Annotated in this window: 23 protein-coding genes; 12 read left to right on the top strand and 11 right to left on the bottom strand. The window is 64.9% G+C overall.

The genetic code is table 11. The features are described from left to right. Position 1 precedes the first annotated feature (1 nt). Complete coding sequence (locus ACOIX3_RS19235) at positions 2 to 220, bottom strand: DUF2061 domain-containing protein (protein ID WP_176531511.1); 219 nt, start codon at positions 218 to 220, stop codon at positions 2 to 4. A gap of 209 nt (positions 221 to 429) precedes the next feature. On the opposite strand from ACOIX3_RS19235, the gene ACOIX3_RS19230 reads away from it, so the two are divergent. The 4 genes from ACOIX3_RS19230 (at position 430) to ACOIX3_RS19215 (ending at position 4048) form a co-directional block, all read left to right on the top strand. After that, positions 430 to 1467: a PrsW family glutamic-type intramembrane protease gene (locus ACOIX3_RS19230; protein WP_420971406.1), complete on the top strand. Its 1038-nt coding sequence runs from the start codon at positions 430 to 432 to the stop codon at positions 1465 to 1467. A 65-nt stretch (positions 1468 to 1532) separates the two neighbouring features. After that, on the top strand, positions 1533 to 2105 hold the full coding sequence (locus ACOIX3_RS19225; protein ID WP_420971405.1) for an HdeD family acid-resistance protein: 573 nt from the start codon (positions 1533 to 1535) through the stop codon (positions 2103 to 2105). Positions 2106 to 2341: 236 nt separating this feature from the next. Continuing rightward, entirely contained in the window at positions 2342 to 3427 is a 1086-nt protein-coding gene (locus tag ACOIX3_RS19220) for a 3-deoxy-7-phosphoheptulonate synthase (protein ID WP_420971404.1), read from the top strand. A gap of 177 nt (positions 3428 to 3604) precedes the next feature. After that, on the top strand, positions 3605 to 4048 hold the full coding sequence (locus ACOIX3_RS19215; RefSeq protein WP_420971403.1) for a VOC family protein: 444 nt from the start codon (positions 3605 to 3607) through the stop codon (positions 4046 to 4048). A 135-nt stretch (positions 4049 to 4183) separates the two neighbouring features. Here ACOIX3_RS19215 and ACOIX3_RS19210 read toward each other — a convergent pair whose 3' ends face one another. The 4 genes from ACOIX3_RS19210 to epmA are packed head-to-tail and all read right to left on the bottom strand — an operon-like array spanning position 4184 to position 6827. Next, positions 4184 to 4444 (bottom strand): hypothetical protein, encoded by a 261-nt coding sequence (locus tag ACOIX3_RS19210; protein WP_420971402.1) that lies wholly within the window; start codon positions 4442 to 4444, stop codon positions 4184 to 4186. 22 nt (positions 4445 to 4466) lie between these two features. Beyond that, on the bottom strand, positions 4467 to 4679 hold the full coding sequence (locus ACOIX3_RS19205) for a hypothetical protein (protein WP_420971401.1): 213 nt from the start codon (positions 4677 to 4679) through the stop codon (positions 4467 to 4469). Between the two features lie 7 nt (positions 4680 to 4686). Next, positions 4687 to 5778 (bottom strand): lysine-2,3-aminomutase-like protein, encoded by a 1092-nt coding sequence (locus ACOIX3_RS19200; protein ID WP_420971400.1) that lies wholly within the window; start codon positions 5776 to 5778, stop codon positions 4687 to 4689. Next, positions 5775 to 6827 carry an EF-P lysine aminoacylase EpmA gene (epmA, locus tag ACOIX3_RS19195; RefSeq protein ID WP_420971398.1) on the bottom strand — a complete coding sequence of 351 codons (1053 nt, stop codon included), beginning with the start codon at positions 6825 to 6827 and terminating at the stop codon, positions 5775 to 5777. The genes ACOIX3_RS19200 and epmA overlap by 4 nt, the downstream gene beginning before the upstream one ends. A 108-nt stretch (positions 6828 to 6935) precedes the next feature. Between epmA and ACOIX3_RS19190 the strand changes: the two genes are divergently transcribed. The 6 genes from ACOIX3_RS19190 (at position 6936) to ACOIX3_RS19165 (ending at position 12492) form a co-directional block, all read left to right on the top strand. Next, positions 6936 to 7796: a hypothetical protein gene (locus ACOIX3_RS19190; RefSeq protein ID WP_420971397.1), complete on the top strand. Its 861-nt coding sequence runs from the start codon at positions 6936 to 6938 to the stop codon at positions 7794 to 7796. Positions 7797 to 7962: 166 nt separating this feature from the next. Continuing rightward, positions 7963 to 8529 (top strand): elongation factor P, encoded by a 567-nt coding sequence (efp, locus tag ACOIX3_RS19185; protein WP_092125602.1) that lies wholly within the window; start codon positions 7963 to 7965, stop codon positions 8527 to 8529. A 164-nt stretch (positions 8530 to 8693) separates the two neighbouring features. Further along, complete coding sequence (locus tag ACOIX3_RS19180) at positions 8694 to 10280, top strand: M23 family peptidase (RefSeq protein WP_420971396.1); 1587 nt, start codon at positions 8694 to 8696, stop codon at positions 10278 to 10280. A gap of 886 nt (positions 10281 to 11166) precedes the next feature. Then, positions 11167 to 11622: an Hsp20 family protein gene (locus ACOIX3_RS19175; RefSeq protein WP_097672234.1), complete on the top strand. Its 456-nt coding sequence runs from the start codon at positions 11167 to 11169 to the stop codon at positions 11620 to 11622. A 394-nt stretch (positions 11623 to 12016) separates the two neighbouring features. Then, complete coding sequence (locus ACOIX3_RS19170) at positions 12017 to 12316, top strand: hypothetical protein (RefSeq protein ID WP_420971395.1); 300 nt, start codon at positions 12017 to 12019, stop codon at positions 12314 to 12316. Further along, positions 12313 to 12492, top strand: coding sequence for a hypothetical protein (locus tag ACOIX3_RS19165; RefSeq protein ID WP_342711142.1), 180 nt, complete (start codon positions 12313 to 12315; stop codon positions 12490 to 12492). Before ACOIX3_RS19170 ends, ACOIX3_RS19165 begins: the two co-directional genes overlap by 4 nt. A gap of 219 nt (positions 12493 to 12711) precedes the next feature. On the opposite strand, the gene ACOIX3_RS19160 is transcribed toward ACOIX3_RS19165, so the two are convergent. From ACOIX3_RS19160 to ACOIX3_RS19140, 5 genes are all read right to left on the bottom strand, one after another. After that, a complete protein-coding gene (locus ACOIX3_RS19160) occupies positions 12712 to 12873 on the bottom strand; it encodes a hypothetical protein (RefSeq protein ID WP_158231235.1) in 162 nt (53 codons plus the stop codon). A gap of 18 nt (positions 12874 to 12891) precedes the next feature. After that, positions 12892 to 13314: a chorismate mutase gene (locus ACOIX3_RS19155; RefSeq protein WP_206600772.1), complete on the bottom strand. Its 423-nt coding sequence runs from the start codon at positions 13312 to 13314 to the stop codon at positions 12892 to 12894. Positions 13315 to 13430: 116 nt separating this feature from the next. Continuing rightward, complete coding sequence (locus ACOIX3_RS19150) at positions 13431 to 14324, bottom strand: dihydrodipicolinate synthase family protein (protein ID WP_420971394.1); 894 nt, start codon at positions 14322 to 14324, stop codon at positions 13431 to 13433. Positions 14325 to 14519: 195 nt separating this feature from the next. Beyond that, a complete protein-coding gene (locus ACOIX3_RS19145; RefSeq protein ID WP_420971393.1) occupies positions 14520 to 15026 on the bottom strand; it encodes a cupin domain-containing protein in 507 nt (168 codons plus the stop codon). Between the two features lie 37 nt (positions 15027 to 15063). Continuing rightward, positions 15064 to 15543 (bottom strand): carboxymuconolactone decarboxylase family protein, encoded by a 480-nt coding sequence (locus tag ACOIX3_RS19140; RefSeq protein WP_420971392.1) that lies wholly within the window; start codon positions 15541 to 15543, stop codon positions 15064 to 15066. An 83-nt stretch (positions 15544 to 15626) separates the two neighbouring features. Here ACOIX3_RS19140 and ACOIX3_RS19135 point away from each other — a divergent pair, with 83 nt between their 5' ends. Further along, on the top strand, positions 15627 to 16253 hold the full coding sequence (locus ACOIX3_RS19135; RefSeq protein WP_420971391.1) for a MarR family winged helix-turn-helix transcriptional regulator: 627 nt from the start codon (positions 15627 to 15629) through the stop codon (positions 16251 to 16253). Between the two features lie 57 nt (positions 16254 to 16310). Continuing rightward, a complete protein-coding gene (locus ACOIX3_RS19130; protein WP_420971390.1) occupies positions 16311 to 17546 on the top strand; it encodes a lytic murein transglycosylase in 1236 nt (411 codons plus the stop codon). A 180-nt stretch (positions 17547 to 17726) separates the two neighbouring features. On the opposite strand, the gene ACOIX3_RS19125 is transcribed toward ACOIX3_RS19130, so the two are convergent. After that, a complete protein-coding gene (locus ACOIX3_RS19125) occupies positions 17727 to 18539 on the bottom strand; it encodes an SDR family NAD(P)-dependent oxidoreductase (RefSeq protein WP_420971389.1) in 813 nt (270 codons plus the stop codon). Positions 18540 to 18557 lie beyond the last annotated feature (18 nt).

Here is an 18557-nt window from a genome sequence, read left to right as displayed (position 1 = left end):
GTCAGGCGCGCCGTCCGAACGGAACAACGGCCCAGACCCGCTCGTGTACATAGTACCAGGCGATCTTGGTGACGATCTCGAGCCCGGCGATCGAGCCGGCGAGCGAGACCTTGCCGGTCATGAACCAGCTGATGGCGAAAGTATCGAGCGTCCCCAATGTCCGCCAGCTGATGGCCTTGAGGATCGATCGCGTGTGACTCTCTGCTGCGCGTAAATGCACCCGGTAACGTCTCCCGTCTGATCGGACACTTCTACCATGTCGTTCACCGGCGCGCTCGCGCCCGCCGCGCAATCATCCAGGATCCTGATGTGCTAGCCGCCGGATACAGCCAAACGTGAATTCCCAAGCGCGTGTCCGCGACCGCCGGCCACCTTGCAAAGTGCTGGGTTTGCGGCCATTTTCGCCTTTCACGAGAACAGATTGTCCCCATGTTGTTGCTTGAGTCGCTTCCGACTGTGATTGGCGCCGCCGCCATCGCGCCTGCGCTGCTGGTGCTGTGGCTGGTGATTGCCGCCGACGAGCGCCCCGGACCGCCGGTGCAGGTGTGGCTCGCCTTCGTGCTCGGCGCGGCCAGCATCTCGCTGCTCGGCCTGGCGCGCATTCCCTTCAATGCGCTGCTTGCCATTCCCGACAATCCCTGGGCGACCCAGGCGGTCCGCGCGGCGTTCGGCGTCGCGGCGCCGGAGGAGATCGTCAAGGTTCTCGTCATCGTCGCCATCTCGACGCGCCGCCGCGCCTTCGCCGATCCGATGGATACGGTGGTTTATGGCGCGGCCGCGGGCCTTGGATTTGCCGCTTACGAGAACCTCGCCTATCTCGTCCAGCACAAGGACATGTGGCGCGCGCTCGCGGCGCTGCGCAGCGTGCTCACGGTGCCGTTTCACGGCGCGCTCGGCATCATAGCCGGCGCCTACCTTGCGATCGCGCGCTCCGGCGGCGCGCTCGGCGCCTACCGGGGCCACCGCGACTGGGCGCGCATCACCAACTGGTCGCTGGTGCTGGTCGCACCGGTCGCGCTGCACGCGGCGTTCGATTTTCCGCTGCTCGCGCTCCAGCGCATTCCCGATCTCGGCTCGACCACGCGGTTACTGCTCGGCTCGGCCAGCGTGCTGATCGGCTTCTCCTCGATCGGTTTTGCGATCCGTCTGGTGCGCCGCCTCGGCAGGCATCATGCGCCGCGCACTGATGTCGCGCGCGAGCGGCTGAGCCAGCTGCGGCGGATGTGGGCGCTGCTGCTGGTCGGCGGCGGCACCGGCTTTGTCGGGGTCTCCTTCCTGCTCACCTCGCTGCATCACTGGTACGTCAATCCCGAGCGCAATGCGTCGTTCATCCTGGTCCCGATCGGCTTCACCTCGATCCTGATCGGACTGGCGCTGCTGATCGCGACCACCGCCGTCTATTTCCTCGGCCGCAACCGGATGCGGACCGCCGCGGAGGGCTTTCCGTCGGCGCCGGGCCGGAGCTAGGATACGCCACACGCTCGCAGACTTTACCGTTGCAGACTTTTCGGTTGCAGATTTGGAGAGCCGCGATGACCCTGTCCAACGATCTCGACAGACTGCGATCGCAGATGCAGGCCGCGGTCAAGCAACACTGGAAGGCGTTCCTGTTCGAAGGCATCCTGCTCGTGATCCTCGGCATCGCGGCGATGATCGTGCCGACATTCGCGAGCCTCGCCGTCACCATCTTCCTCGGCTGGATGTTCCTGATCTCAGGCATCGGCGGGCTGATCGTCACCTTCTGGGCCCGCAACATGCCGGGCTTCTGGTGGTCGCTGATCTCGGCCGCCCTCGCCGTACTGGCCGGCATGGTGCTGCTGGCCCGTCCGATGCAGGGCGTGCTGACGCTGACCATCGTCATCGGCGCCTATTTCGTCGCCGAGGGCGTCGCCACCATCATGTATGCGATGGAGCACCGCCGCGAATTGTCGGGACGCTGGTCCTGGCTCCTGATCGCCGGCCTGATGGATGTCGTCGTTGCCTTCTTCATCATCGCCGGCCTGCCGGAGTCGGCGGGCTGGGCGATCGGCCTTCTCGTCGGCCTCAATCTGATGTTCGGCGGGGCGACCCTGATAGGTATGGCGTTGGCCGCACGCAACACCTGACGGCCAACTGGCTCCCCTCGCGGATTTGGGGGGTGACAGGCCGATATCCGTCGGGTATAGAGCCCGCCATGATCACCGTCGCCACCAGCTATTTTTGGTACTTTAGCTACGACAGCTCGCTGGCGGCAGGAGGATCGCGCTCAATCTGAAGAATTGCAGCAAACGTCCAAAACAAGCCGCCAGACCTGGCGGCTTTTTTGTGTGCCGGCAGGTCCCGAACTCCAAAGGAGCCAGCCGTGTTGAGTACGACAGACGATCTTCGCATCAAGGAACTGAAAGAGCTGAGTACGCCCGAAGAGGTGATGCGGGAGGTCCCCCGCACCCTGACGGCGACTCGCGTCGTGATGGGCGCCCGCAACGCCATCCACGCGATCCTGAGCGGCACCGATGACCGCCTGCTGGTCGTCGTCGGCCCCTGCTCCATCCACGATCCCGCGGCGGCCGTCGATTACGCCGAGCGTCTCGCCAGCCTGCGCGAACAGCTCGCCGACCGCCTCGAGATCGTGATGCGGGTCTATTTCGAGAAGCCGCGCACCACCGTCGGCTGGAAGGGCCTGATCAACGATCCCGATCTCGACGGCAGCTTCGACATCAACAAGGGCCTGCGGCTTGCACGCAACGTGCTGTCGGCCGTGAACAATCTCGGCCTGCCCGCCGGCACCGAATTCCTCGACATGACGACGCCGCAATACATCGCCGATCTGGTCTCGTGGGCCGCGATCGGCGCGCGCACCACCGAGAGCCAGATCCATCGCGAGCTGGCGTCCGGTCTGTCGTGCCCGGTCGGCTTCAAGAACAGCACCGACGGTGGCGTGCGGATCGCGGCGGACGCGGTGAAATCGGCGTCGCACCCGCATCATTTCATGGCGGTCACCAAAGGCGGCCGTTCGGCGATCGCCGCGACCAGCGGCAACGAGGACTGCCACGTCATCCTGCGCGGCGGGCGGGTGCCGAACTATGATGCAGCAAGCGTCGATGCGGCCGCGGCCGAGCTCGGCCACGCCGGAGTCGCGCCGCGGCTGATGATCGACACCAGCCACGCCAACAGCAGCAAGAAGCCGGAGAACCAGCCGCTGGTTGCGGCCGACATCGCACGGCAGGTCGCAAGCGGCGAACAGCGCATCATCGGCGTGATGATCGAGAGCAACCTTGTCGCGGGACGCCAGGACGTCGTGCCGGGCAAGCCGCTGACCTACGGCCAGAGCATCACCGATGGCTGCATCGACCTCGCGACGACGGCTGACGTGTTGAAGCAGCTGGCCGATGCCGTCGAGGCAAGGCGCAGCGTGCGGCGCGACGGCTTGCAGGAGCGTTCGGCCTGACGCGGCCGGACGGATTGAGTGCTTGCTAGCGGTGCGCACCAGATCGCGCTCCGCTAGCTCTCCGAGGCATTGGCGAGTTGGTACCCGTTCGAGCGCGAGGCGCACAATTGGGGTGCCATACGACGGGTTTAGGGTGTCTAATGTCCGCTGGGCTCTGGATCGGAAAAGGAGTTCCCAATGGGCGTAAACATCGAGCAGAAGAGCTACGAGATGCCCCCGCAGGAGGGGATCAGCATAGCGCAATTTCTCACCGTTGCCGACATCGAGCGATCGGCTCGCTACTACGAAAAGGTTTTCGACGCACGCATTCTGAGCCTCGGAGACGGCAACGCGCCAGGGTACCTTCAGCTCGCAAATATCTGGATGATTTTGAACGTCGGGGGCGGACCCACACCGGACAAGCCGACGGTATCGCTCAGCGTTCCGGACCCGAACCACATCAACAGCTTCCTGAATATCCGCGTTGCGGACATTCAAGCCTGCTATCAACTATGGAAAGGTCGAGGAGCCGAGTTCATCACGGAGCCGATGGAGAAGTACGGCGAGTGGCGCTGCTACATCCGTGATCCCGATGGCTATCTTATCGAGGTGGGACAGAGCACCACCCTCAAGTATGGCTAGCCGATCGCCCAGAGTGAGGATTTAGCGCTTTCGAACGGCGCAGGAGGGGGCGCAAAGCTTTGCCCCCACACCTTGTCGCGTGATGCCTGTGCCGCTCATGCGTAAATCCGGCACCGTGCCGGCGCCGCTGCTGGCCTAGCAGCCGCGGCAGATGCTCTTGATCTTCTTGTCGAGCGCAGCGTCTTCCTTGTTCGCGGTATTGTTCGGATCGCTGATATTCTTTTCGTTGGGAACCTCGCCGCGGCGTGGCTGACGATGTCCGACCGGCGCCTCCGGCAGCGGCGCGTTCTTCTGCATGGAGGACGATCCGCCCTGTTGCTGCGCCCATGCCTGGGACGTTCCAACCTGGGGCGCTCCAACCATCATCAGAGCCATCAACAAAACAGTCTTCCGCATCTCGCGTCTCCGCTTCTCAACCCTATTGCGCCCGTTCCGGCACCTCGACGGTAGCACAGTTGCGTCGCCCCTGCGCTGCGCAATCCTGGACCTTCCGTATATCGGCCATCGTGCCAAGGAGCCAGATTCCCGCGGCGACCAGCACCACAAAGAAGCCGAACATCACAGCATTTTCGACGCCGCGGCGGCCCTCGCCCTCGGGCGGCTCCTGCCGTCCGTCCCCGGCCCCGCGCATCGCGGGCTCACGGTTGCGGCGGGTAAAGATGAACGTCACCGCAATAATCGACGATACGGTACCGCCGCTCCAGCGGATCCTCACCTTCGCGGGAAGCCGGCTGCGACAAATAGGTCGGGCCGATCGGCGCCTTGCCGTAGCCCCCGGGGATGTCGAGCACATAATCCGGCTGGCACAGTCCGGAGACGCGCCCGCGCAACGCCCGCATCAATTCCTGCCCGGCTTCGATGGTGGTGCGCAAATGCGCGGTGCCGGGTGCAAGGTCGCCGTGGTGCAGATAATAGGGCTTGATCCGGCACTCGACGAAGGCGCGCATCAGCGCCGTGAGCGTCGCGGCATCGTCGTTGACGCCGCGCAGCAGAACGGACTGGCTGACCAACGGAATGCCGGCGTCGGCAAGGCGCGCGCACGCGGCGCGGGCGTTGGCGCCCAGCTCGCGCGGATGGTTGGCGTGGATGGCGATCCAGGTCGTAGCCCCGTCGACCCGCAGCGCCGCGACCATGTCGGAATTGACGCGTTCGGGATCGGCGATGGGAACACGGCTGTGAAGGCGGATGATCTTCACATGATCGATGCCAGCGAGATCGGCCATGATCTCGGACAGCCTGCGCGACGACAGCATTAAGGGATCACCGCCGGTCAGGATGACTTCCCAGACTTCTTGATGGGTACGGATGTACTCCAGTGCCCCGCGATAGGCATCGTCGGACAAGGCCGAGGCCTTGCCCGGCCCGACCATTTCGCGCCGGAAACAGAACCGGCAATAGACCGCGCAGACATGGACGAGCTTGAACAACACCCGGTCCGGATAGCGATGCACGATCCCGGCGACCGGCGAATGCGCATCGTCGCCGATCGGATCGGCGGTCTCGCTCGGCTGCTCCACGAGCTCGTCAGCGCTCGGGATGAACTGCCGCGCGATCGGGTCGTTGGCGTCGGCCGGATCGATCAGCGCCGCGAGCTCCGGCGTCACCGCGACCGCGTAGCGCGCAGCCACCTGTTCGAGCTCGGCAAGAGCTGCGACCGGCACGAGGCCGGCATCGGCCAGCTCGCGCGGCTGGCGCAGTGTTGCCGCCAATTTCGGATCGATCCTGTTCATGGCTCTCCTGCAGGCGGCGTCCAGACCACCTGGTCAATTCGTGGTGCGCCGCTCGCCAGCATCACCAGCCGGTCGAAACCGAGCGCGACGCCGCTCGCCTCGGGCATCTGGCCGACGGCGGCAAGGAAATCGTCGTCGAGCGGATAGCGCTCGCCGTAACGGCGGGCCTTCTCGTCCATGGCTGCGGTGAAACGATGGCGCTGCTCGGCCGCGTCGGTCAACTCGCCAAAGCCGTTGGCGAGCTCGACCCCGCAGGCATAGACCTCGAAACGCTCGGCGACGCGCGGCTCGCCCGCCTTGGTGCGCGCCAGCGCGGCCTCCGGCGACGGATATTCGAACAGCACCGTGAGGCGGCCTTGTCCGAGATTGGGCTCGACACGCTCGACCAGCACCTTGCTGAAGATGTCCGACCAGGTGTCGTCATCGGCGATCCGCACCCGCTCTCGCGCGGCTGCCGCCAGCGCCGCGCGATTGCCCTCGCCGCCCGAGATCGTCGCCAGCAGGTCGATGCCGGCGAAGCGCTCGAAACCTGCGGCAACCGTCAGCAACTCCGGCTCGGCAAAGGGGTCGGCCATCCTGCCGCGGAATGAAAACCGCCCGATCCCGGTCGCCTGCGCGGCATGGGCGATCACGACAATCGTGTCGGCCATGATGGCGTCGTAACCGGCATTGGCGCGGTACCATTCCAGCATGGTGAATTCGGGCAGATGCAGGTCGCCGCGCTCGCGATCGCGGAACACCCGCGCGAATTCGTAGATCTTGGGCTCGCCGGCCGCGAGCAGCTTCTTGCAGGCGAATTCGGGCGAGGTGCGCAGATAGCGTGGCGCAGCTGAGCCGTCGGTTTGCCTGAGTTCGGTACGGGGCGCGTGCAGATGGGTCTCGTTGCCCGGCGAGATCTGCAGGATGGCGGTCTCGACCTCGGCAAAGCCCTGCTCCTCGAACCACGCCCGGAGCGCCCGCGTGATCGCGGTCCGCGCCTGCAGGAAGGGCCTGCGATCAGCGTAGCGTGATGGCGTCCACCAGGGCGAGGGCTGGTCAGGCGCAGTCATCGGCCGGCCGCCCCGGCGGTTGCGGATTCAACATCAACAAGCCACCGCCCTGATTTAAGAGCCGGACGCAAATCCTTGATTCCATACAAATACATAGTCGACACGGCCTTGGTCGCCGCAGAACGCGGCGAACCGAATCCCTTCTTGTCGAAAGACGCCGGCATTGTCCATGCGTTCCCACGGCTGAACCTGAACGCCGGCTCGCGCGTCCCATCGCCAGTTCCGCGGACACAGGATGTCGCCATGGCCGGCCGGTTGCGAACTGCTGGATTGCTTCTGTTGCTCGGCTTTGCCGTGGCGGCGCCGGCGCGGGCCGACGGCCCTGACAGCCAGTTCAAGCAGGTCGCGGACGCCAGCTTCACCTCCCCGGATCGAACGATCCGCCTCGAGCAATATGCGAAGGACATGGGCGATGAAGGTCTCCTGTTCCAGTTCTGGACGTTCGACCGGGCCCACAAGCATGGCGCGCTGCTGAACCAGGGCGAAGGCACCGACGCGGCGGGCTACCAGGCCGGCTTCCGCTTCAGCCCGGACAGCCGCTGGCTGGTGCGGATGCAGAAGCTCGGCGCCGGCTATCACACCCTCTACCTTTACAAGCGGACCGGCGATCGGTTCGTGCCGGCCACCGAAAAGCCGCTTGGCGAGGCCGCGTGGGACTTCTTCTACACCCAGCCGGCGGCCGACGGTGTGCGCCGCGACCCGAACGACCCCTATGCGCTCGATCACATGCAGGTCGGGCTGATCAGGGGCCTGGAGGACAACTACGCCTGGATGGATCAGCATTGGCCGGACAGTCGATATCTCGTGCTCGGCCTATCCTTCGATATCCAGGGCGAAGATACCCCCTTCCCCTGGGTTGAGGACTGGCGCTGCGTCTACGACCTGAAGACGGACACATTCTCGGTTCCGGCAAGCCTTGCCGAACATAACGAGAAGGCCCGAAAAATCCCCGGCAAGGACCCTCGCTAGCGCCCCTCCGAGGGCCGCTGCCGGCGGTTGGCAAACTACCGAATTCGGCCGCAAAAGACTGGCATCTCAGGGACAAATCAGTATGTTGCAGCCCGAAATCGCCGCCACGGCCGAGGGGCTGCCGGTCCGGTTTGCGCCCCCGCTTCTCAAATTCAGGAAAACACCTTTGAAAGTCATCGCCAGTTCCATCCGCAAGGGCAACATCATCGAGCAGGATGGCAAGCTCTATGTGGTCCTCTCCGCCGAAAACATTCATCCCGGCAAGGGCACCCCCGTCAGCCAGATCGAAATGCGCCGCATCGGCGACGGCGTGAAGGTGTCGGAGCGCTACAAGACCACCGACCAGGTCGAGAAGGCCACCGTCGAGGACCACAACTACAACTACCTCTACGAGGACGCCGACGGCTTCCACTTCATGAACAACGACAATTACGACCAGGTCCAGGTCTCCAAGGAGATCGTCGGTTCGTCTGCGCCGTATTTGCAGGAGAACATGACCGTGAAGCTGTCGATGCATGACGGCAATCCGGTCGCGATCCAGCTGCCGCAGCGCGTGACGCTGGAAGTGGTGGAGACCGAGCCCGTCACCAAGGGCCAGACCGCCTCGTCGTCGTACAAGCCCGCGATGCTGTCGAACGGCATCCGCACCGGCGTGCCGCCGCACGTTTCCACCGGCACGCGCATCGTCGTGATGACCGAGGACGGCTCCTACGTCGAACGCGCCAAGGATTGAGCGAGGATAGAGCAAGGATTGAGCGGCAAGGCGCGGTGACAGTCGCAATGAACCATCACCGCGCATCAGGTTGTTGTTTAACCTCAAACTTTCCGGAAAACTGCTACACACTTTTCCGGAACTTGCTCTAATCTCTCGCGATCAGGCATGGCCCGGGGAGTGCAGTGAACAGGAAGGTCGTCAGCTTCATCACTTGCTGGCTGGCAGCCCTGCTCTTGCCTCCTCCCGACGCTCATGCCGACGAATTCCGGACGCCTTCGATCTCCGCCATGCGGGTCGAATGGCGCTCGGTGCTCGACCAGCTCCGGCAAGAGATCACGACCCGCCCGGCCATCGCCTCCAGCTTCACGTTCGCCGGACAGCGCCGCGTCCCCGCCACTGATCCGCGGTCGACGCCCACGCTGGTGCAGCTGAACGCGGTGACATCGCCACTCTTCCCCGGCATCGCGGAGAGCCCGATCCCGGTGCTGCTGCCTTTCGACCCCGCGAGCTATCTCGACGCCCGGCAGAACGGCGCACCGGCCGGCCTGCCGGTCGCGCGCTACCAGGCCGACTTCCGCGCGGCCGATGTGTTCCATGCGGGCGCGTCCGGCTATGACGCGGTGTTCTCGCTCGAGCCGGGCGCCGGCGACGGCTTGCCGCCGCGGACCTATGCCAAACCGGTCGAGGTGCAGATCTCGGGCTCGATCCTGGTCTACGACCTCGCCGACCGGCTCGGCGGCAAGGGCGAGCCGGTCAAGACGCTGGCCACGCAGTTTCCGGACCTGCGCCGCTTCATCCGCGAAGGCTATGTGCGCTACGCCTTCACCCGCTTCGGGATTCCCTATGTCGTCTCGATCCAGTGCCTCGACAGCGCGCCGCGGCCGAAGCGGCTCGCGTGCCGCGAGGCCTATCCGGTGGCCGAGCGCTTCCTGAAGGCGTTGCGCATCGCCGGCGGGCAACCGTCGCGGCCGCGCAGCGACACCGCCTCCGACATCGCCGAGCGGCCGATCGCGCAATCGGCTGATTTCACCTACCGCCCGAGCGGTGACATCGTTCCGGGCAGCGGCGGCCGCAGGCAGCAGGGCGGCCATGCCGACTTCACGGTGTACTCGCAGATCCGCTTTCCGCTCGAGAAGGCGCCGGCCTTCGCGCACTCGCAATCCTTCGCCCGGCGCAAGGCGGGTGCGACGGTCGACGAGTATCCCTGGCAGGACAATTTCTGCGAGGCGCGCAGCTTCGAGGTCGGCCAATGCGCCAGCGGCTACGGCCATCAGGGCCAGGATGTCAGGCCCGGCGCGTGTCCGGCCGACAGCAAGGACGGTTGTGACCCCAGGCAGCAGGCGGTCGTGGCGGTCCGCGACAGTGTCGTGATCCGCTCGGCGCAGCAGCAGGCCGCGACATTGCAGGTCAACACCCGCACCGAGCATGTTCGCTTCCGCTACATGCACATGAACCCGTCCGTGATGGATGCCGACGGCCTGCTCAACGGACGCCGCCTCAGCGAGGGCGAGAAGATCGGCGTGGTCTCGAACTATCTCGACCATCCCAACGGCACGTCGCGGCATCTGCATTTCGACGTGCAGGTGTTCACGCGCGACGGCTGGCTCTGGGTCAATCCCTACACCACGCTAGTGTCGGCCTATGAGCGGCTGATCCGCGGCCGCGGCCGCGAGATCGGACCGGAGCCCGGACCTGCGGCCGCCGTGGCCCATGCCCTACCCGACGACGTCGTGCATCGGATCGACACCCAGGAAGGCGGCGGCAATTAGGGCGTCGTCGAGCGAAGCCTGTCCCGCACTTGATGCGGGATGGACACCGGTTCGGGGCGCACTGCCAAAATATCGAAAACAACCCCATGCACAGTAGCCGGCGGCTGCCGTCACCCAACACGACGACTTGACACGTCGGGCAACTCAGCGGCATCATTCCATTATTCTGAAATCGTGCAACCGCCGCTCGCGTTGGAGGCCATCGGCTCCGTCGACTCCGCTTTCCGGAACGTCCGTTCCGGTGGGGCACACGGCTTGCAAAACGCCGGCGGCGCAATCATGGACGATGGCCCCCAATATTATCCCACGCCCCTCTCCGTCGGCGGCCGCAAAGCGCCGACGAAGGAACTCGCGCGTGCCAGAGCGGTCACGACGATCCTCGCACCGCATTCGACCGAGAGGCGCGCTGCCATGCCGTCAACGCCGGCCACACGCGGCTGGAGATCAAGTGCTCGCGCCGCAAGACGCCGCGCACGAAAGAGGCACGTGCCAAAGTTCACCGATACCGGCCGAGACCTGGTCGCGTGAAATGAAAAGGGGCCGTGCCGCGAGACGGCCCCTCAACCGGAACCTGAAAATTGCTTCGGGATGAAATCTTGCCCCGGTCGTCAGGACCATTAGCGCCAAATGCGGCCGAGATGGATTTCGTGGAATCCCGGTGACGAGATGGCGCCCAAAGAAACGGCCCCAGCACCTTTGGGGGCGGCAGCTCACATGCTGTCGCATTTTTTTTCGAACACCTCTTGACACTTTTCGAGCCCGATTTAATTCGTGACACGTCGGTCCGCGTGGCCGATCACCTGGACGCCAGTCGGGTCCAGGCGTAACGGGCACCGGTCGTGTCCGGTGCTTCTCATACCCATCTTGCTCTTTGGAGGATTTGGCTATGCGCACGTACGATTTCTCTCCCCTCTTCCGGTCGACGATCGGGTTCGACCGTCTCTTCGATCTGGCCGAGACGGCTCAGCGGGCCACCGAAGACAACTACCCGCCCTACAACATCGAACGACTTGCCGAAGACCGCTACCAGATAGCGCTCGCGGTCGCCGGCTTCTCACCGGACGAGATCTCGGTTACCGCCGAGCAGAACGTCCTGACGATCGAGGGCAACAAGGTCGAAAAAGCAGACCGCGACTATCTCTATCAAGGTATCTCGACCCGTCGATTCAGGCGGCAATTCAGCTTGGCGGACCATGTCCTGGTGAAGAACGCCGCGTTCGACAATGGTCTACTCAGGATCGAGCTGGCACGCGAAATTCCGGAAGCCATGAAGCCGCGGCGGATCGCGATCAACGCAACGCAGCCGAACCGGCCGCAACAGCTCGAATCAGCTGCAGCGTGACGCACGAGCAGCCGCGTTCGGAACGCCGAGCGCGGCCTCAACATTCAATTCTCGTCTTAGAACGGAGGCAAACATGCGGCCGACGACCGCTGAAGTCATTTGTTTGAGATCTGACCGCAGTAAGGCGCGGTTCAATCATCCCCGGGATGTCTTGGCAGATCTCTCCCTGACCACGGAAGAAAAACGCGCGCTCCTGGCGTCGTGGGCGTCTGACGCTGCCGCGGTCCCGTGTCGTCCGGACTTACGGGCGCCAACAGAGCTGCGATCACCGGCAACGATCGACGCAATTCTCGACGCGCTATGTCGTCTCGATAGCGATCCTCATCATCCGCCGGGCGGCAAGCCCCACCGTCTTCGCTCAACGGTACGTCCGCTGGCGGCGTAGGAGGGTGATATGAATGACATCAATCTTCCGAAACACATCGTAGACAGAATCGAAGCCCGCTGGTGCGCCAGGCAGGAAAAGCGCGAGATCGTCGACCGCCGGCTCGAACAGCTTCGGGCGCATCGCAACAACATCCGGCGGTATCGACGGTTACTCAGCACCAAGCTGAGCGACCTTGAGCGCCAGTTCATCGAACGACGTCTTTCCGAGGAATCCTCGGCGATGGAGGCTCTGGCGGCCGACATGCCACCTCTATTACATGAACGGCCATCGCTGAGCGTCGGTAGATCGGAAGGCACCTCGCCATGAGCACGACGCAGTTTCTGATACGCGGAAGCGAGAAGGTAATCCGTCACTATCAGTTCTTGCTCGACACTGCCAAATCGGATCAGGAGCGGGAGAAGTTCGCAAGAAGGATCGACGAAGAGAAGCGCAACCTGGAACGGCTGTTTGCTGATCTCACTCAGGCGGCCCAGGCCGCCTGATCGGGTGCCCGTGGACAACGCGTGGATGGCGAGGCTCAATGATGAGAACGCCAATTTCGGCAAGAGATCTCGAGTTGATTGCGCTGCGCGAAATACGCAGTCTTCCCGGCGGGGAGCACGTATGCCACGTGGAAATCGTCTCAGCGAATGCGGACTGGAGCCTTCATGCATCGGTGCGGGACGGTGGAGATCTCAACCGGATCCAGCACGCGACGAGCGTCACGACGACCCGCCTGAAGAATCGGTATCAACTGCGAAGTGATTGGTGAGTAACGCCACATTATGGAGCGAGACGTCGGCAAACGCGGGGACCGATCCGGCCATAAAGCCGATCAGCACGAACGTCGCACCCGCGAGCACGCGCTGGAGGGCGGTCCGCATGGTGGGCCGCGCCCGCCCCTATTTCTTCCACGGTGTATCGCCGCGTGCCGCGGCGTCCGCGAAGATGCCCTGCTCGTAGTCGATGAAGGCGCGGACCATCGCGCGATAGGCCGCTTCCGCAACCTTGGGCGACAGCCCGTCCGCTTCCGCCAGCGCCATCGCCTTCTTGACCACTGCCTCGGCGCGCTCCGGCGCTTCGACCTGCGCGGGGTTGGCCTTGAAGCGCGCGGCTTCATGGACGTAGCGGCCGCGCTCGGCCATCAGGCGCACGATCTCGCGGTCGAGCCGGTCGATATTGCTGCGCACCTCGCCAAGCGTCTTGCAGCAGGCGCCGTTGTCGACGGTGGGACTGCCCCACAACGCCGGCGCGTTGGTCACAGGCTCCTCGGCCCACGCCATCGCAGGGATCAGAAGCGTCAACAGAACCACCGGCAATCGCATCGAACGCCTCCCAGAAAGCCGAGCACGACGGGCGATTGTTATGCCGATTTTACGCGCGGATGGAAGTCGTGATGGCGGTGGAGCCACCGCGAGTTCCGTTGCGACCGCGTCGATGATCAGCCGATCTCCATTCCGGCCAACACCTCGCCGACCTTCTTCTGGGCGTCCGGGGGCAACGGCAGGATCGGACGCGGAGGCTCGGCCGTACAGATCCCTCTGAGATTGGCGATCGCGTAAACCACCCGCAGGCTCGAGAATGTCTTGAGCAGCTGCCAGACCGGTTGCAGGCGCGCGTCAAGCTGCCGCGCCCTGGCGGCATCGCCACTTGCGACGGCACGGACGATGTCGACGCAGACCTTGGGGAAAATTCCTGCGAGAACGCTGTACCAGGTCTCGCCACCCGCCAGCAGCGCCTCGGTGCAATTCCAGTCGGCGCTGTAGCCGAGCGAGAAGCCGCTCGGTACGACAGCGCGCAATTCGGCGATATGGCCCGGCACTGCGGCAGCGTCCAGCGCGGGGCTTTTCACCGCCACGATTCCGGCGACGTGGCTCAAGCGGCCGACCAATGCCGGCGTGAATCGAAAATGCGTCGTGCCCGGATTGTCATAGATGCAGATCGGCAATCCGCTTTCACGCGCCACTGTTTGAAAGTGCTCGAACACCTCATCATCGGTCAGCGGCGTATAGGAAACCGGCGCCAGCAGGCCTGCCGCCGCGCCGGCATCGCGCGCATCCTGCGCCAGCTTCACCGCATCGTCGGTGCGCAGCGCGCCGACGCCGACCAGGATCGGCGTCTTGCCATCTGCCAGGGCCGCCGCCGCCTGCACGGCACGCCGCCGCTCATCGCGGCTGAAATACGGATATGAGCCGGTGCTTCCGAGCAGCCCGATCGAATCCACCTTTGCCGCGATCAGGGGCTCCAGCAAGGCGCGAAGCGCTCCTGCATCGACCTGCCCGTCTCTGTTGGAGGGCGTGATCGGGAAGGCGGAAAGCCCCTTGAGATTGACCATCGGTTGCTCCTGTCTGGTGACCGCCGCGCGAGCGGCGCGATCACATCGCGGTCGTCACCGCCGCGCCATCAATCACAGCGCCCAATTCTGCTTGCAAGGTCCAGTTTGCTGCGGACTTCACAGCAAATTGGTCCAGTGCGCGGCGGCGCTTGCGGCCTGCGGAATTGGGTCGGCTTCGATCGGAATTGCCGGCGGCTATTCCAGCATCGTGGTCAGCTGCGCGCCTTCGTCCGCGACGAACACCGCGATCAGTTCCGCCGGCTCCGTGGTGCTCGCATTCGCCGAGACCATGTGGGTCGAGCCCGGCGGCTCGAAGAAGGACTGACCGACCTTGAAGGTCTCGACCGGCCCGCCGCCGAGCTGGGAGCGGATCTCGCCCTTGGTGATGTAGGCCGTCACCGAGCCGGAATGGCGGTGCGGCGGCGTGAAACCGCCGGGACCATAGAACACGCGCACGACGGTGACGCGCTTGCCCGCCACGTTCGGCAACGCATGCGAGGTGATGACCTCGACCTTGTCGAGCGGCGACGCCGCATTGGCGCTGGCGCAGAGCGGCGCGATCACCGCGGAGATCGCATCCATCGGGGTCGGCAGCGCCTTGCCGATCACGAAGGCCGAGGCCAGCCCCGCAATCACGGCCAGCAAAATCGGCCGCGGTGGCCGCGCAAATGAAAGAGATGGTGTCATCGCCATCGAGGTCATCGGTTGGTCTCCCCTGTCAATTGCCGTTCGTTCCGTCTCACGAAGCCGCCGCGGCCGTCCGCTGCCGGCGCGGTGGCGGCGTCCAGCGATAGGCGGCACCGAACCGATTCCAGACATTGATCGAGGCGATTGCCGAGGTCAGGTAGGTCAGCTCCCTCTCGGAGAATTCAGCTGTGGCCTCCGCATAGACCTCATCGCTGACGCCGTTCGGCAGGGTCGTCAGCGCCTCGGTCCAGGCCAGCGCCGCGCGTTCGCGCGCCGAGAACTGCGCCACCTCGCGCCACACCACGACGAGGTTGAGCTTGTCGACGGGGACGCCGAGGCTCTCGCCTTGCAGGATGTGATACTGCACGCAGAAGGCGCAGCCGTTGATCTGCGAGGCGCGCAGCTTGACCAGTTCCAGCAGCTGCTTGTCGAGACCGGCCTTCGCCGCGAGCTGGCCGAGGTCACGCACGACGGCGAAGACATCGGGGGCGAGCTTCTCGAAGTCGGTGTATTCCTTGCGGGCATGTGACATTGGCTTGGCCTCATGTTATCAGTGTACTGACATATTATCAGAGCTCTGATATTGAGCAAGACGCAGACATTCGCGAAGGCAACATGGCGGGAATGCAGAAACGAGGGAAATCCGGCGCCGCCGGGCGGCACCCGGCGGGGAAAGCGGCGGCGGGCAAGGTTGCGATCGGGGCGAGATCGGCCGCAGACGCCCTGCCCGCCTCCGCCGTCCCGCCGCCCGGCGAAGGCAAGCGCGGCGAACAGGGCTATCTCGCCTACCTGCTGCGCCAGGCGAATGCGGCCTCGCGGCTGTCGATGGAGCGCGAGCTGGCAGGCCTCGGCGTCACCTCTCCTCAATTCGTCGTGCTGACGATGCTGAAAGCCTATCCGGGCCTCTCGGGCGCCGATCTGGCCCGGGTGGCATTCCTGACGCCGCAGACCGTCAGCGTGATCATCCGCAACCTCGAGCGCGACGGCGCGATCCGCAAGACGCCGCACCCGGTCCACGGCCGGGTGCTGCAATGGACGCTGACCAGCCATGGAACCGCGCTGCTGGAGAAATGCCGCCACATCGCCCAGGCGCAGGAGCGCCGGCTCGCCGCCGGCCTCGACGCCCGGTCGGAGCAAATTGTCCGGCAATGGCTGTCAAAAATCGCCACAGATTTGCAGGATACTTCGAGCACGCCCCAGAAAAGTGGGAACCGGTTTTCCGACAAGGGCATGCTCAAATAATGATCCTGCGGCGGCGTGACTTTTGGCTCACCGGATCGGCGCCGCTACACTGGCCCGATGAAACAGCCTGATTCTTTGAAATCCCCTGCCCGCCGCGCCGTCCTGAAGGCGGCGCTCGCAGCTGGCGTGACACTCGGCACTCCGCTCGGCACGCTGGCGGCCACCCCTCCAGGCTTCGACCAATGGCGCGACAATTTTCGCGCCCGCGCATTGGCAAAAGGCATTTCGGAAGCGACCTGGAATCGCTGCATGGGACGGGTCGAGCCCGACATGAGCGTGTTCAAGCAGATGCGCAACCAGCCCGAATTCCACGAGCAGATCTGGCAGTACATCAACCGCCGCGTCTCCGACTGGCGGGTCATCCACGGCCGCGAGGCGCTGAAGAAGAACGAGACGCTGTTCGCGCGGATCGAGCGCGACTTCGGCGTCGAGCGCGGCACGCTGCTCGCGTTGTGGGGCGTCGAGTCAGCCTATGGCGATCCGCTGGTGCAGCAGAACCACATGACGCCGGTGTTTCCCTCGCTCGCCGCGCTCGCCTGGAACGAGCCGCGCCGCAAGGCCTATTGGGAGACCGAGCTGATCAACGCGATGAAGATCGTGCAGCGCGGCTGGAGCACGCCGCAGGAGATGAACGGCTCCTGGGCCGGCGCGATGGGCCATTCGCAGTGGATGCCGGAAGTCTGGCTCAATGTCGGCTTCGACTATGACGGCGATGGCAAGGTCTCACCGTTCGGCCGCCCCGACGACGCGCTCGGCTCGACCGCGAAATATCTCGTCAATCGCGGCAAGTGGCACCGCGGCGAGCACTGGGGCTACGAGGTGCGTGCGCCCGGCGGCGGTGCCGGCGGCAGCCGCACCTACGCGGCTTGGGCCAGCGCCGGGGTGACCCGCGCCGACGGCCAGCCGTTCCCACAACCGAATGCGTCGGCGCAGCTCTGGATCCCGGTCGCGGGCGGGCCGGCCTTCCTGCTCGGCCCGAATTTCAATTCGGTGAAGAGCTACAATCCCTCGATGAACTACGCGCTGGCGATCTGCCATCTCGGCGACCGCTGTCTCGGCGGGCCGCCCTTCATCCAGCCGTTCCCGGGCTCGGAGCGCGCGCTGACGCTCGCCGAAGTGCAGGAGATGCAGACGCGGCTGACCAAGGCCGGCTTCGACACCGGCGGCACCGACGGCCGCGTCGGCAACGACACCATGCAGGCGATCAAGGATTTCCAGACCAAGACGGGCCTGCTGCCCGCCGACGGGTACGGCGGGCTCAAGGTGCTGGCGCGGTTGCGGCAAGGCGGTTAGCTCGCAGCACATAGTCCGCGTCGTCCCTGCCTAGTGCGCACTTGCGCACGGGAGCAGGGACCCATAACCACAGATGATGATTGTTGCACACCGCTGGAACGACAAGTCCCGTTCACAACATCGGCCGCGGAGATGGGTCCCTGCTTTCGCAGGGACGACGATGGTTAGGATGCAACGAGACTATTTCGGCTGCCGCACCACGCCGCCGGCGTTCATGCCGCCGTCGATCACGAGCTCGGTGCCGGTGACGTAGCGCGACGCATCGGAGGCGAGATAGAGCACGCCTTGCGCGATCTCGATGGCCTGGCCGGCGCGGCCGAGCGGCGTGGCAAATCTCGCGCGCTCCTCCGGGTCGATCGGTGCGTTCTGGCCGGCGCCCGTCGCGCCGGTCGGAATCTTGCCCCAGATCGGCGTGTCGATGATGCCGGGATGCACGGAGTTGACGCGGATGCCGTCGTTCACCTGCGCGCATTCCATCGCGATCGACTTGGCGAACAGCCGCACCGCGCCCTTGGTCGCGCTGTAGCCGGAGAGCGTCGCTGCCCCGCGCAGGCCGGCCAGCGACGACATCATGATGATCGAGCCGCCGCCAGTTTTACGCATCAGCGGCAGCGAATGCTTCACCGACAGGAATACGCCATCGAGATTGATGGCGGTCTGCCGGCGCCAGTCTGCGAGCGACATCTCGACGATCGACGGGGCCCCGATGCCGATGCCGGCGTTGGAGACCATGATGTCGAGGCGCCCATAGCGCTTGCCTATATCGGCGACGACCTCGATCCAGCGCTCCTCGCTAGTGACATCCTGCGGCAGGAAGATCACCTCGCGACCAGCCTTCTTGAGCCGCGCGGCGAGCTCGGGTCCCCTCAACTCGTCGATGTCGGTCGCAACAACCGTCGCGCCTTCCTGCGCGAACAATTCGACGATCGCCTCGCCGATACCCGACGCGCCGCCGGTCACCAGCGCGACCTTGCCTTCAACCTGTCCTGCCATGTCCACTCCCAACGTTTC

This window comes from Bradyrhizobium sp. B120 (assembly GCF_049075665.1).
In the GTDB taxonomy this organism is placed as follows: Bacteria; Pseudomonadota; Alphaproteobacteria; order Rhizobiales; family Xanthobacteraceae; genus Bradyrhizobium.
Note: the sequence above shows the minus strand (reverse complement) of the source record. Positions and strands in the feature narration are given on the sequence as shown.